Annotated in this window: 13 protein-coding genes; all 13 read left to right on the top strand. The window is 42.7% G+C overall.

The annotated features are described in order from the left end of the window. Positions 1-7 precede the first annotated feature (7 nt). The 13 genes from rpoB (at position 8) to rplV (ending at position 15,312) form a co-directional block, all read left to right on the top strand. The gene (rpoB, locus tag AC2D6U_RS00575; protein WP_484718988.1) at positions 8-3,883 is read left to right on the top strand and encodes a DNA-directed RNA polymerase subunit beta; all 3,876 of its coding nucleotides are present in this window, start codon (positions 8-10) and stop codon (positions 3,881-3,883) included. Between the two features lie 49 nt (positions 3,884-3,932). Further along, complete coding sequence (gene rpoC / locus AC2D6U_RS00580) at positions 3,933-8,243, top strand: DNA-directed RNA polymerase subunit beta' (protein WP_484718989.1); 4,311 nt, start codon at positions 3,933-3,935, stop codon at positions 8,241-8,243. A 4-nt stretch (positions 8,244-8,247) separates the two neighbouring features. Further along, complete coding sequence (locus AC2D6U_RS00585; RefSeq protein WP_484718990.1) at positions 8,248-8,571, top strand: DUF3467 domain-containing protein; 324 nt, start codon at positions 8,248-8,250, stop codon at positions 8,569-8,571. A 155-nt stretch (positions 8,572-8,726) separates the two neighbouring features. After that, positions 8,727-9,107, top strand: coding sequence for a 30S ribosomal protein S12 (gene rpsL / locus AC2D6U_RS00590; protein WP_068221218.1), 381 nt, complete (start codon positions 8,727-8,729; stop codon positions 9,105-9,107). A gap of 15 nt (positions 9,108-9,122) precedes the next feature. Beyond that, the gene (rpsG, locus tag AC2D6U_RS00595) at positions 9,123-9,590 is read left to right on the top strand and encodes a 30S ribosomal protein S7 (protein ID WP_484718991.1); all 468 of its coding nucleotides are present in this window, start codon (positions 9,123-9,125) and stop codon (positions 9,588-9,590) included. Between the two features lie 13 nt (positions 9,591-9,603). Further along, on the top strand, positions 9,604-11,703 hold the full coding sequence (fusA, locus tag AC2D6U_RS00600) for an elongation factor G (protein WP_484718992.1): 2,100 nt from the start codon (positions 9,604-9,606) through the stop codon (positions 11,701-11,703). A gap of 19 nt (positions 11,704-11,722) precedes the next feature. Beyond that, positions 11,723-12,028 (top strand): 30S ribosomal protein S10, encoded by a 306-nt coding sequence (rpsJ, locus tag AC2D6U_RS00605; protein WP_053222934.1) that lies wholly within the window; start codon positions 11,723-11,725, stop codon positions 12,026-12,028. Positions 12,029-12,235: 207 nt separating this feature from the next. After that, positions 12,236-12,868 (top strand): 50S ribosomal protein L3, encoded by a 633-nt coding sequence (rplC, locus tag AC2D6U_RS00610; protein WP_484718993.1) that lies wholly within the window; start codon positions 12,236-12,238, stop codon positions 12,866-12,868. A 4-nt stretch (positions 12,869-12,872) separates the two neighbouring features. Then, positions 12,873-13,499, top strand: a complete 627-nt coding sequence (gene rplD, locus AC2D6U_RS00615) for a 50S ribosomal protein L4 (RefSeq protein ID WP_484718994.1) — start codon at positions 12,873-12,875, stop codon at positions 13,497-13,499. 7 nt (positions 13,500-13,506) lie between these two features. Further along, the gene (rplW, locus tag AC2D6U_RS00620) at positions 13,507-13,794 is read left to right on the top strand and encodes a 50S ribosomal protein L23 (protein WP_484718995.1); all 288 of its coding nucleotides are present in this window, start codon (positions 13,507-13,509) and stop codon (positions 13,792-13,794) included. Between the two features lie 10 nt (positions 13,795-13,804). Further along, entirely contained in the window at positions 13,805-14,629 is an 825-nt protein-coding gene (rplB, locus tag AC2D6U_RS00625) for a 50S ribosomal protein L2 (RefSeq protein WP_484718996.1), read from the top strand. A gap of 3 nt (positions 14,630-14,632) precedes the next feature. Further along, a complete protein-coding gene (rpsS, locus tag AC2D6U_RS00630) occupies positions 14,633-14,908 on the top strand; it encodes a 30S ribosomal protein S19 (protein ID WP_484718997.1) in 276 nt (91 codons plus the stop codon). 2 nt (positions 14,909-14,910) lie between these two features. Beyond that, positions 14,911-15,312, top strand: a complete 402-nt coding sequence (gene rplV / locus AC2D6U_RS00635) for a 50S ribosomal protein L22 (RefSeq protein ID WP_484718998.1) — start codon at positions 14,911-14,913, stop codon at positions 15,310-15,312. The last annotated feature ends 1 nt before the right edge of the window (position 15,313 follow it).

Genomic DNA, 15,313 nt, shown 5'->3' on the forward strand with positions numbered 1-15,313 from the left:
ATAAGTCTTGGCTATTCTAGCAAATCAATCAGACAGAATCAACTTCTCATCTATAAAGAAGGTATTGGATTATCCTGACTTTCTTGATGTACAGGTTAGATCTTTTAAAGATTTCTTCCAGTTGGAAACTCCTGCCGAAAGGAGAACTCAGGATGGGTTATTCAAAGTATTCTCTGAAAACTTTCCTATTTCCGACTCACGAGAAAATTTCGTTTTGGAATTCATCGACTACTTGGTCGATCCTCCGAAATATAACGTAGATGAGTGCATCGACCGTGGCTTGACTTACTCGGTGCCGTTGAAGGCAAAACTTCGTTTGACGTGTAATGACGAGGACAACGAGGATTTCGAGACGATTGAGCAGGAGGTGTTCTTAGGGAATATCCCTTACATGACCGAAAAGGGCTCATTTGTCATCAATGGTGCAGAACGAGTGATCGTTTCTCAATTGCACAGATCACCAGGGGTGTTCTTCGCACAGAGTAAACACACGAACGGAACGCCACTTTATTCAGCCAGAATTATTCCTTTCAAAGGTTCTTGGATTGAATTTGCAACCGATGTGAACAGCGTAATGTATGCTTACATCGATAGAAAAAAGAAATTCCCTGTAACTACCCTATTGCGCGCAATTGGATACGGTACAGATAAGGATATCCTCGACCTATTTGGCTTAGCAGAAGAGATCAAAGCAAACAAAACTCATTTGAAGAAAGCCGTCGGTAGAAAATTGGCTGCACGTGTGTTGAAGACTTGGGTGGAAGATTTCGTGGATGAGGATACTGGAGAAGTAGTCTCTATTCACAGAAATGAGGTATTGTTGGAAAGAGATCATGTCATCAATGACGAGGACATGGAGTTGATCTTAGAATCAGGTGCTGAGACCATCATCTTGCATAGAGATGACATCAACATCGCTGATTTTACCATCATCTACAACACCCTTGCAAAAGACAATTCGAACTCTGAAAAAGAAGCTGTTGAGCAAATTTACCGTCAGTTAAGAAATACTGAGGCTCCTGATGAGCAAACAGCACGTGACATTATTCAGTCACTATTCTTCTCAGACAAACGATACAATTTGGGTGAGGTGGGTCGATACAGGATCAACAAGAAGTTGAACCTAGAGATCGATTCAGAGAAATTGGTATTGACCAATGAAGACATCATTTCCATTGTGAAGTACTTGATCGGTTTGATCAACTCAAAAGCATTGGTGGATGATATCGACCACTTGTCGAACAGAAGGGTAAGAACAGTTGGAGAGCAGCTTTATGCGCAATTCGGTGTTGGTTTGGCCCGTATGGCAAGAACCATTAAAGAGCGTATGAATGTACGTGACAACGAAGATTTCAAACCAGTTGATTTGATCAACGCTCGAACGCTTTCTTCTGTCATTAACTCGTTCTTTGGTACAAACCAGTTATCTCAGTTCATGGATCAAACGAATCCATTGGCAGAGATTACGCATAAAAGAAGAATGTCTGCTTTAGGACCAGGCGGTCTTTCTAGAGAAAGAGCCGGTTTTGAGGTACGAGATGTGCACTATACACACTATGGTCGTCTGTGCACGATCGAAACTCCTGAAGGACCAAACATTGGGTTGATCTCTTCACTCTGTGTGCATGCAAAAGTCAACAGCATGGGCTTCATCGAAACTCCTTATCGTAAGGTGGACAATGGTGTGGTGAACATGTCAGAAGACGTGATCTACCTAACCGCTGAGGAAGAGGATACGCATAATATCGCACAGGCAAATGCACCGATCAAGGACAATGGTAAATTCGAAAATGATCGTGTAAAAGCGAGATTTGAAGGTGACTTCCCTGTTGTTGAGCCAAAAGAGCTCAAATACATGGATGTGGCTCCGAACCAGATCGTATCCGTGGCGGCTTCATTGATTCCTTTCTTGGAGCATGATGATGCCAACCGTGCGTTGATGGGATCGAACATGCAGCGTCAAGCTGTGCCATTGTTGAAGCCTGAAGCACCGATTGTCGGTACAGGTTTAGAAGCAAGAGCTGCTAGGGATTCTAGGTCTTTGGTGATTGCAGAAGAGTCAGGCGTTGTGGACTTCGTTGATGCAACTAAAATTGTGATCAAATACGACTTAACTGATGAAGATAAGCTCGTATCATTTGATCATGAATTCAAAACATATAACCTCGTTAAGTTCAGAAGAACTAACCAAGACACCAGTGTCAACTTGAAACCAATCGTTGTCAAAGGCGATAAAGTGGTTAAGGGTCAGGTGCTTTGTGAAGGGTACTCTACTCAAGATGGCGAATTGGCTCTAGGAAAAAACCTACGCGTGGCGTACATGCCATGGCAAGGGTACAACTTCGAGGATGCCATCGTAATTTCTGAGCGCGTGGTAAGGGATGATGTATTCACCTCTATCCACATTGACGAATACGAATTAGAAGTAAGAGATACGAAACGAGGCGAAGAAGAATTGACTTCAGAGATCCCGAACGTATCGGAAGAGGCCGTCAAGAACTTGGACGAAAACGGAATCATTCGCGTTGGAGCTGAGATCAAAGAGGGCGATATTTTGATCGGTAAGATCACCCCAAAAGGTGAAACTGATCCAACTCCTGAAGAGAAGTTGTTAAGAGCGATTTTCGGAGACAAAGCAGGTGATGTAAAAGATGCCTCACTCAAAGCCTCTCCTTCATTGAAAGGGGTAGTGATCGACACTAAGTTGTTCTCAAGACCTAAGAAGGACAAAGACCTCAGAGCGAAATCTAAGAAAGAGGTCGAGTCATTGAAGGCGATATACTCGAAAGACCTATTGGCGCTAAGAGCTGAAATGATTGAAAAATTAGTTCAGTTGTTGGAAGGCAAAGTGTCGGAAGGTGTGAAGCACAAGTTTGGAGATGAGATCATCTCTAAAGGAGTGAAGTTCAACAAAGCGAACATCTCTAATAATCTTTTCCCTGAAAAGAATGTCTACAGAGATGAGTCAAACTACTCTGTACAAGAGGAAGTGAACTTGATCGCTGATCTCAACTTGGACGGATGGACAAGCGATGAGCATACCAATGGCCTGATCGTGAAGATGGTAAGAAATTACAATCTGAAGAGAAATGAGATCATGGGTGAGTTCAAACGCTCTCGATTTACCATTGAGGTTGGAGATGAATTGCCTACTGGTATTGTTCAGTTGGCTAAAGTCTATATCGCTAAGAAGCGTAAGCTAAAAGTTGGTGATAAAATGGCTGGTCGTCACGGAAATAAGGGTGTTGTCGCGAAGATCGTAAGAGAAGAAGACATGCCTTTCTTGGAAGATGGTACGCCAATGGACATCGTATTGAACCCGCTTGGTGTTCCTTCAAGGATGAACATCGGTCAGATCTACGAAACGATCTTGGCATGGGCTGGTCTTGAATTAGGTAAAAAATATGCAACACCGATCTTTGATGGTGCGAGCATGGAAGCAGTAGAGGCTGAATTGGCCAAAGCTGGTTTACCTTCTGCCGGACGAGTTCACTTGTATGATGGATTAACAGGTAAGCGATTCGATCAGCCGGTGACGGTGGGTATTGCCTACATGTTGAAGCTTGGTCACTTGGTTGATGATAAGATGCACGCAAGGTCTATTGGACCTTACTCATTGATCACGCAGCAACCATTGGGTGGTAAGGCGCAGTTCGGTGGTCAGCGATTTGGAGAAATGGAAGTTTGGGCACTAGAAGCATTCGGTGCGTCTCACGTCCTTCAAGAGATCCTGACAGTTAAATCGGATGATGTGATTGGTCGAGCGAAAGCGTATGAAGCGATCGTTAAAGGTGATGCTATTCCAAAACCAAATATTCCTGAATCATTCAATGTATTGGTTCACGAACTAAGAGGTTTGGCGTTAGAGATCACGTTGAACTAAGCACATTTAAAGATTTGGTTTAAGCCTTAATAAAGAATTCAAAAAAGCTATGGCATTTAAAAAGAATAGAAAACTTAACAATGACTTCAACAAAGTCACCATTAGTCTGGCTTCACCGGAATCAATCCTTGAGTCTTCTCATGGAGAGGTAACACAACCGGAAACCATTAACTATAGGACTTACAAGCCTGAAATGGGCGGGTTATTCTGCGAAAGAATATTCGGACCTGTTAAGGATTGGGAATGTCATTGTGGGAAATACAAGCGAATCAGGTATAAAGGTATTATCTGTGACCGATGCGGAGTAGAGGTAACCGAAAAGAAGGTACGTCGAGAGCGCATGGGGCATATTGAGCTTGTGGTTCCTGTAGCACATATCTGGTACTTCAAGTCGTTGCCAAATAAGATCGGTTACCTCTTGGGGTTACCAACCAAAAAACTCGATCAGATCATTTACTATGAAAGATATGTAGTGGTCCAGCCGGGTATCAAGGAAGAAGAAGGTATTGCGTACATGGATTTCCTTACGGAAGACGAATACCTCGATATCCTCGATAAGTTGCCAAGAGAGAATCAAATGCTCGATGACGATGACCCTCAAAAGTTCATCGCCAAAATGGGTGCAGAAGGTCTTGAGATGCTTCTATCTCGATTGAACCTGGACGAAATGTCTTATGCACTTCGTCATCAGGCGGCAACAGATACCTCGCAACAACGTAAAGCGGAAGCGCTGAAGCGTCTGAAAGTTGTTGAGGCCTTTAGAGATGCCAAAACAAGGATCGAGAATAAGCCAGAGTGGATGATCATCAAAATGGTTCCGGTCATTCCACCGGAATTGAGACCATTGGTGCCATTGGATGGTGGTCGATTCGCTACTTCTGACTTGAATGACTTGTACAGACGTGTGATCATTAGAAACAACCGTTTGAAGCGATTGATCGATATCAAAGCGCCTGAGGTTATCTTGAGAAACGAGAAGCGTATGCTTCAAGAAGCAGTCGATTCCTTATTCGATAATTCAAGAAAAGTAAATGCCGTAAGATCGGACGGTAACCGTGCGTTGAAATCTTTGAGTGATATGCTGAAAGGTAAGCAGGGTCGTTTCCGTCAGAACTTGTTAGGTAAAAGGGTAGATTATTCTGGTCGTTCAGTGATCGTTGTAGGTCCTGAATTGAAACTCCACGAATGTGGATTACCAAAAAATATGGCAGCGGAGCTGTACAAGCCTTTCATCATCAGGAAACTGATCGAAAGAGGGATTGTAAAGACAGTAAAGTCTGCTAAGAAAATTGTCGATAGAAAAGATCCAGTTGTTTGGGATATTTTGGAGAACGTGTTGAAAGGACATCCTGTCCTATTGAACCGAGCTCCAACATTGCACCGATTGGGTATTCAGGCATTCCAACCAAAGCTTATCGAGGGCAAAGCAATTCAGTTACACCCATTGGTATGTACGGCCTTTAACGCTGACTTTGATGGTGACCAAATGGCGGTACACGTACCTCTAGGTCATGAAGCGGTATTGGAGGCTTCCATGTTGATGCTTTCTTCTCACAATATTTTGAACCCAGCGAATGGAGCTCCAATTGCGGTACCTTCTCAGGATATGGTATTGGGTCTTTATTATGTGACGAAGGGACGCAAGTCTACGGAAGAGCACAAAATGCCGGGCGAGGGAATGCGATTCTACTCAGCTGAAGAGGTGATCATCGCCTTGAATGAAGGGAAGATCTCGCTACACACATACATTCACGTAAGAACGAAAGTTCGTGAGAATGGTGAGTTGGTTGATCGTTTGATCGAAACTGTTGCTGGTCGTGTGCTATTCAATGAGAAAGTGCCGGAAGAAGTAGGTTTCGTGAATGAACTATTGACGAAGAAGAAGCTTCAAAAGATCATCGCAAGAGTTGTAGATATCTGTGGTATCGCGAAAACAGCGAAGTTCTTGGATGATATCAAAGAATTAGGTTTCCAAATGGCCTATTCAGGCGGTTTGTCTATGGGACTTGATGATATCAATATTCCAGATAACAAAGACGGCTTGATCGAAGAGGCGAAGAAAGAAGTGGATGCTGTATGGCAAAACTACTTGATGGGTCTCATCACTGATAACGAACGTTACAATCAGGTAATTGACATCTGGACAAGGGTGAACACGCGTTTGACCAATGGGTTGATGCAGGAGATGGAAGAGGATCAACAAGGATTCAATGCCATCTTTATGATGATGCACTCCGGTGCTAGGGGTTCTAGAGAACAGATCCGTCAGCTGGGTGGAATGAGAGGATTGATGGCTAAGCCACAAAAGAACCTGGCCGGTTCTGTTGGGGCGATCATCGAAAACCCAATTCTATCTAACTTTAAAGAAGGATTGGATGTACTCGAGTACTTCATTTCAACGCACGGTGCGCGTAAAGGCCTTGCTGATACCGCATTGAAAACGGCGGATGCGGGTTACTTGACAAGACGTTTGGTTGATGTAGCACAAGATTGTGTGGTCAATGAACCTGATTGTGGTACCCTAAGAGGCTTGACTGTATCGGCATTGAAAGACAATGAAGATATCGTTGAACCACTATCTGAGAGAATTCTGGGCAGAGTATCTGTTCATGACATCATAGATCCATTGAACGACGAGTTAATTCTTGCTGCCGGTGAAGAAATCACCGAAGAGGTAGCCAACAGAATTGATGAGACGGCCATAGAGGAAGTAGAGATCAGGTCTGTATTGACTTGTGAAACGAAAAAAGGAGTATGTGCGAAGTGTTACGGTAGAAACTTGTCTACGAACAACATGGCACAAAAAGGTGAATCAGTTGGTGTTATTGCAGCACAATCGATCGGTGAGCCAGGTACTCAGTTGACCTTGAGAACCTTCCACGTTGGGGGTACTGCTTCGAACATTGCGGTTGATGCAATGATCAATGCGAAGTTCGCCGGTGTGATCGAGTTCGAAGAATTGAGAGAGTTGCCAACAACAGACGATGAAGGCAATAAGATCAATGTGGTGATGGGTAGAACAGGAGAGATCCAGATCGTTGACCCTAAATCGAAAAAAGTGTTGATCTCGAACCACGTACCTTATGGTGCTATCCTTACCGTCAAGAATGGTGAGAAAGTGGAGAAAGGCCAACAACTGTGTAAGTGGGATCCGTATAATGCTGTAATTCTTTCCGAATTCGACGGTGCTGTATCGTTTGATGCGGTGGAAGAAGGTGTTACGTTCAAAGAGGAATTCGATGAGCAAACAGGACACAGAGAAAAGGTGATCACCGATACAAAGGATAAGACCAAAAACCCTGCGATCGTAGTAACATACAAAGAGGGTTCGAAAGCATACAATATTCCGGTAGGCGCTCACTTATCAGTAAATGAAGGTGATAAGATCAAAGTAGGTCAGCCGATCGCGAAGATTCCAAGAACCATGGGTAAATCAAGAGATATTACTGGGGGTCTGCCACGTGTTACGGAGTTGTTTGAGGCTCGTAACCCGTCAAATCCAGCAGTTGTGTCTGAGATCGATGGTGTGGTGACTTACGGAGGTATCAAACGTGGTAACCGTGAGATCTTCATCGAATCGAAAGATGGCGTGAAGAAGAAATACATGGTGCCGTTGTCTAAGCACATTTTGGTACAAGACAATGACTTTGTAAGAGCTGGGTATCAGTTGTCAGATGGTGCAACAACACCAAACGACATTTTGAATATCCAAGGTCCTACTGCTGTACAGGAATACTTGGTGAATGAGATCCAAGAGGTGTATCGACTACAAGGTGTGAAGATCAATGATAAGCACATCGAAGTGATCGTGAAGCAAATGATGCAGAAAGTAGAGATCATGGATTCGGGTGATACACAATTCTTGAAAGGTGAAGTGGTAGATAAATTCGTCTTCAGAGAAGAAAACGATAAGATCTTAGACATGAAGGTGGTTTCTGAGTCAGGTGATTCAGAGAACATGAAACCTGGTCAGATCGTAACACCACGTGAATTGAGAGATGAAAACTCTACGTTGAAAAGGAAAGACTTGAAGTTGGTTGAGGTCAGAGATGCACAACCAGCAGTATCGAAACCAAAGTTATTGGGTATCACCCAAGCTTCTTTGGGTACCGATAGCTTCTTGTCTGCTGCCTCATTCCAGGAAACTACCAAGGTATTGAGCGAAGCTTCGATCAGAGGCAAGGAAGATACCTTGATGGGACTGAAGGAGAATGTGATCGTAGGTCACTTGATCCCTGCAGGTACAGGCATGAGAGAGTATAACGACTTGATCGTAGGAAATAAAGCAGAGTATGAAGAGTTGATGGCTGCGAAAGAAGCTTATCAAACGGAATCTTCTGAGGAAAACGTAGAAGCATAGATAGATGGCTGAAGAGAAGGAGAAAAAGCAAAATAACCAGTTGAACATTGAGCTTTCGGAAGAAGTAGCCGAAGGGGAGTATGTCAACCTTGCGATGATCGCACATTCAAACTCGGAGTTTGTGATCGATTTCATTAAAATGATGCCGGGCGTGCCCAAGGCAAAAGTGAAGTCGAGAATTGTGATCACTCCTGAACATGCCAAGAGATTGCTATATGCGTTGAAGGACAACATCGAGAAGTACGAAAGTAATTTCGGTCAAATTAAGCAAGCTGATGCGCCACCAAAATTCCCTATGAATTTCGGCGGTACCGTCGGAGAAGCTTAGCCGATAAGGCAATGAATAAGAAGCCACTCTTTGCATAAGAGTGGCTTTTTTATGCTCTATTTAATTTACTTTGAGCTGTTTGTTCTTAAGATTCCTTTCATTACCTTTGCAGTCCAAAATTTTAACTAGGAAAATTAAAATCTAAAAAACTGTAAATGCCTACTATACAACAACTAGTAAGAAAGGGCAGAAAAAAGCTGACTTCTAAATCGAAGTCTCCTGCTTTAGATAGCTGTCCTCAACGAAGAGGGGTTTGTACAAGGGTTTACACAACTACACCAAAGAAGCCTAACTCGGCTATGAGAAAAGTAGCAAGGGTAAGGTTGACAAATGGTAAAGAAGTGAACGCTTATATCCCAGGTGAAGGTCATAACCTTCAAGAGCACTCAATTGTATTGATCAGAGGAGGAAGAGTAAAAGACCTTCCTGGTGTTAGATACCACATCATCCGTGGTGCACTAGATACTGCAGGGGTGAATGGTCGTCTACAAAGAAGATCGAAATACGGTGCGAAAAGACCTAAAGACAAGAAATAGACAATTAATTAAGTAATGAGAAAAGCTAAACCAAAGAAGAGATATATTCTTCCCGATCCGAAGTTCCAAGATACTTTGGTCACAAAGTTTGTGAACTACCTAATGGTCGATGGTAAGAAGAGTATTGCCTACAGCATCTTTTACGATGCAATTGCGCTGGTTGAAAAGCGTACTGGTGAGAATGGTCTTGAAACTTGGAAGAAAGCATTGAGTAATATCATGCCATCTGTCGAAGTGAAGAGTAGAAGAGTGGGTGGAGCCACTTTTCAAGTGCCTACTGAGGTAAGACCAAACAGAAAAACTTCACTCGGCATCAAATGGATGATCATGTTCGCTAGAAAGCGTGGTGAAAAAACCATGATGGAAAGACTAGCCGGCGAGATCATCGCAGCCTCAAAAGGTGAAGGCGCAGCGGTTAAGAAGAAAGAGGACACTCATAGAATGGCCGAAGCAAACAAAGCATTTTCACACTTTAGATTTTAATTCCTAAACTAAAATGGCAAGAGATTTAAAATTTACTCGAAATATTGGAATTGCAGCGCACATTGATGCGGGTAAGACAACCACTACCGAGCGTATCCTATACTATACTGGTGTTTCACACAAGATTGGTGAGGTACACGATGGTGCTGCAACAATGGACTGGATGGAGCAAGAGCAGGAAAGAGGGATTACGATCACTTCTGCTGCAACTACTGTATTCTGGCCTTACAAAGACAATCAATACCACATCAACATTATTGATACTCCGGGTCACGTGGACTTTACCGTTGAGGTAAACAGGTCTTTGCGTGTATTGGACGGATTGGTATTCTTGTTCTCTGCGGTTGATGGTGTTGAACCACAATCGGAAACCAACTGGAGATTGGCTGACAACTACAATGTAGCTCGTCTTGGTTTTGTGAACAAAATGGACCGTGCTGGTGCCGACTTCTTGAACGTGTGTAAGCAAGTGAAGGAAATGTTGGGAACTAAAGCAGTTCCTCTTCAATTGCCTATCGGCGCAGAAGAGAAATTCAAAGGAGTTGTTGACTTAGTGGAAAACAAAGCCATCGTTTGGAATGAAGACGACATGGGGATGACCTATGAAGAAGTTGAAATTCCTGCTGACATGGTGGACGAAGTAGCAGAGTACAGAGAGTACTTGCTCGAAGCGATTGCTGAATACGACGATACCTTGATGGAGAAATTCTTTGAGGATTCTGAGTCGATCACGAAAGATGAGATCTTAGCTGCCTTGAGACAAGCGACCATTAACTTGGACTTTGTACCGATGTTGTGTGGTTCTGCATTCAAGAATAAAGGTGTGCAGTCAATGCTCAACTATGTGATGGAGCTATTGCCTTCACCGTTGGACAGAGACACGATCACAGGAACTGATCCTGATACAGAAGAAAAAATCACGAGAACTCCAGATCCAAATGGTCCTTTCGCGGCATTGGCATTTAAAATTGCTACTGACCCATTTGTAGGCCGTTTGTGTTTTGTGAGATCGTATTCTGGATTGTTGGACGCAGGTTCATATGTCTTTAACACGAGAACAAATAAGAAAGAACGTATTTCTAGAGTCTTCCAAATGCACGCAAACAAACAAAATGCAATTGATCAATTGCATTGTGGAGACATTGCGGCTGTAGTGGGTTTCAAAGACATCAAAACAGGAGATACATTGTGTGACGAAAAGAACAAGATCGTTCTTGAGTCGATGATCTTCCCAGAGCCGGTAATCGGTTATGCCATTGAGCCAAAAACTCAGGCAGACGTTGATAAATTGGGTATGGCGATCGCTAAGTTGATCGAAGAAGATCCAACATTGACAGTAAACACCGATGAGGAAACGGGTCAGACAATCTTGAGAGGTATGGGTGAGCTTCACCTGGACATCATCATGGATCGTTTGAAGAGAGAGTTCAAGGTGGAAGTCAATCAGGGTGCACCTCAGGTGGCCTACAAAGAGTCGATCAACTCAAGCGTTGAGCACAAAGAAGTATACAAAAAGCAATCAGGTGGTAAAGGTAAATTCGCCGATATCGTGTTTGAGCTTTCTCCAAAGGATCAAGACTTTGAGCAAGAAGGATTGCAGTTTGTTAATAATATTGTTGGTGGTGTGATTCCTAAAGAATTTATCCCAGCGATCGAGAAAGGGTTTAAAGCTGCGATGAGCAACGGTCCTTTGGCTGGCTATCCGGTAGAAAACATGAAAGTAAGGTTGTATCACGGATCATTCCACGATGTGGATTCAGATGCACTTTCTTTTGAGATGGCGGCTAGACTTGGTTTCAAGGCAGCAGCTAAACAAGCTACACCAAAATTAATGGAGCCTATTATGGCTGTGGATGTAGTTACACCAGACGAATATACAGGTTCTATCACGGGAGATTTGAATAGAAGAAGAGGTATCATGAAAGGTATGGATACCAAAGGTACTTCTACCGTTGTGAAAGCTGATGTTCCACTTTCTGAGCTATTTGGTTATGTGACTGATTTGAGAACCATGTCTTCAGGTAGAGCAACTGCCTCATTGACATTCTCTCATTACGACATCGTGCCAAATAACATTGCAGAAGAAGTAATTAAAACGAGCAAAGGCCTGTAAGCTGTAAATTGATAAGAAGATGACACAGAAAATTAGAATCAAATTAAAGTCATACGATCACAACCTGGTGGATAAGTCATCAGAGAAAATTGTGAGAGCAGTAAAAACTACTGGAGCTATTGTTAGTGGTCCTATTCCACTTCCAACAGTAAAGGAGAAATTTACAGTTTTGAAATCACCACACGTGAACAAAAAAGCACGTGAGCAATTTCAACTTTGTACATACAAAAGATTGGTTGATATCTACTCATCAAGCGCTAAAACAGTAGATGCTTTGATGAAGTTGGAATTGCCTTCTGGCGTAGATGTAGAGATTAAGGTTTAAGACCTTTTTAAATAAATTGAAAGAGGCTTTTCGGTAAGATCAGCCTCTTTTTTATGCCCTTTAGTAATCAAATCGGCACTACGAATTGCGTATTGAAATTGTTTCGGAAATATTGACAAGCCTGTTGGTAACAAAAAATTAAATTTCTATCTTTGCAATCCGTTTTGCGGGAGCACTGTGTTTGCAGTGTTTAAAACAGTTAAAAGAATGTCTGGAATAATCGGAAAAAAAATCGGAATGACTAGCGTATTTGGTGCCGATGGACGTAATGTCGCATGCACGGTAATACAGGCTGGTCCTTGCGTGATCACGCAAGTAAAAGATGAGGAATCAGACGGTTACAAGGCTGTTCAATTAGCGTATGGCGAGCGTAAAGAAAAGAATACGCCTGCTGCGCTGAAAGGACACTTTAAGAAAGCCGGTACTACTCCTAAGAAGAATGTAGTCGAGTTCCGAAATTTCCGTGAGGAATTTGAAGGTCAGATCGCGTTGGGCAATGAGATCAACGTAGCTGATGTTTTCAAAGAGGGTGACTTCGTAGATGCCATTGGAACCTCTAAAGGTAAGGGTTTCCAAGGGGTTGTGAAAAGACACAACTTTGGTGGTGTAGGTCAGGCGACTCACGGTCAGCACAATAGAATGAGAGCTCCTGGTTCTATTGGTGGTGCTTCATATCCTGCTCGAGTGTTCAAAGGAACACGTATGGCTGGAAGAATGGGTAACGATCGCACAAAGGTGATCAACCTAGAAGTATTGAAAGTGGTTCCTGAAAAGAACCTGATCGTTGTCAGCGGATCTATCCCTGGTGCTAAAAATTCAATCGTAGTTCTAGAGAAATAAGAAGATGGAGATTGCAGTATTAAAAAACAGTGGTGAGGAAACTGGAAGAAAAGTTAATCTTTCAGAAGACATCTTCGGTATCGAGCCTAACGATCATGCGATCTACTTAGACGTGAAGCAATTCCTAGCAAACCAACGCCAGGGAACGCACAAGTCGAAAGAAAGAGCTGAGATCGCTGGATCTACGAAAAAGATCAAAAAGCAAAAAGGTACAGGTACAGCACGTGCCGGTAGCATTAAGTCGCCTGTTTTCAGAGGTGGAGGTCGTGTATTCGGTCCTAAGCCAAGAGATTACAGTTTCAAACTTAACAAAAAGTTGAAGCAATTGGCGCGTAAGTCAGCATTGACCTACAAGGTGCAAGATAAATCAGTAGTCATTTTGGAAGACTTCACGTTCGAAGCTCCAAAGACGAAAGAATTCATTAGCCTCTTGAATAATATTGCTGCTGCCGACAAGAAAACACTCTTTGTTTTGGCTAACCATGACAAGAACGTGACACTTTCAGGCAGAAACTTACAAAATGCTAAAGTTACTACGGCAGATTCTTTGAACACATACGATGTGTTGAATGCAGATAGCTTGGTACTTAGTGAGAGTTCTATCGAGAAAATTGAAAACCTTCTAAAGTAAGAGCAAGATGAGCATTTTGAAAAAACCTTTAGTAACGGAAAAAGTGTCTAACCTGAATGAATCAGGGAAATACGGTTTCATTGTTGACAAGAATGCCAACAAAGTTGAAATCAAAAAGGCAGTAGAAGACATGTATGGTGTCACAGTAGAAGATGTGAACACAATGCGATATGCTGGAAAATTGAAATCTAGGTATACAAAATCTAGAGTAATTTCTGGTAGATCTAACGGATATAAAAAAGCAATCGTCACTGTTGCAGAAGGAGATGTAATCGACTTCTACAGCGGAATATAATTGAATAAAAATGGGCGTTAAGAAACTAAGACCAATGACTCCAGGAACCAGGAACAGACTTGCTCCTGATTTTGCTGACGTTACTGCTTCTTCTCCTGAGAAGTCGTTAGTGGTGACAGCAAAGCGATCTGGTGGTCGTAACAATACTGGAAAAATGACCATGCGCTACATCGGTGGTGGTCACAAAAGAAAGATCAGAATTGTAGACTTCAAGCGTAACAAATTCGATGTTCCGGCAACAGTGAAGTCTGTAGAATATGATCCCACCCGCTCGGCAAGAGTTGCCTTATTGTACTATGCTGATGGTGAAAAGAGATACATTATTGCTCCTGAAGGTATTCAGGTAGGTCAAACGGTGATCTCAGGTGAGAATGTTGCTCCTGAAGTAGGAAATGCATTACCACTTGCTAAGATCCCATTGGGTACGATCGTTCACAATGTTGAGTTCCAGCCTGGTAAAGGTGGTGCTATAGCAAGAAGTGCTGGTACTTATGTACAGCTAGTGGCACGTGATGGTAAGTACGCAACCGTGCGTTTGGCTTCAGGTGAGCAGAGAAATATTTTGGTGACTTGTATGGCCACTATCGGTTCTGTTGGTAATGCTGAACACATGAATGTGAAGCTTGGCAAGGCCGGAAGAAATAGATGGTTAGGAAGAAGACCAAGAGTAAGAGGTGTTGCAATGAACCCGGTCGATCACCCAATGGGTGGTGGTGAAGGTAGATCTTCTGGAGGTCACCCGCGTTCAAGAAATGGTTTGTATGCGAAAGGGCAGAAAACCAGAACGCCTAAGAAATATTCGAATAGACTAATCATTGGTAAAAAGAAAAAATAAGGCATGGCACGTTCATTAAAGAAAGGACCATACATCGATTTCAGACTTGAGAACAAGGTAGACGCCATGAATGAGTCTGGTAAAAAATCTGTGATTAAGACGTGGTCTAGAAGATCAATGATTTCTCCTGATTTCGTTGGACATACCTTCGCAGTACACAACGGGAATAAGTTCATCCCTGTATTCGTCACTGAGAACATGGTAGGTCATAAGTTTGGAGAATTTGCTCCAACAAGAAATTTTAGAGGTCACATCGCTAAAAAGGACAAGAAAAGATAATCATGGAAGCAGTAGCTAAATTAAATAACGTTCCTACTTCAGCTCGTAAAATGCGAATGGTCGCTGATATGATCAGAGGCGAGCAAGTAAATAAGGCGTTGAATATTTTGAAGTTCGAGTCAAAAGAAGGTGCCGCGAGACTAGAGAAACTTTTGTTGTCTGCAATTGCCAACTGGCAAGCAAAGAACGAGGACGAGCGTCTTGAAGAGGCTGAACTCTATGTAAAGGAGATTCGCGTTGATGGTGGCAGAATGCTTAAGCGATTAAGACCTGCACCACAAGGTAGAGCTCACAGGATCCGTAAGAGATCTAATCATGTAACCATGATCATCGATGCAAAAAACGGTGGGTCAGAAGTTACCGCTGACGAAACAGAAGTAGAAACTAACGAAAACGATAATTAAG

The organism is Roseivirga sp. YIW32 (assembly GCF_057219245.1).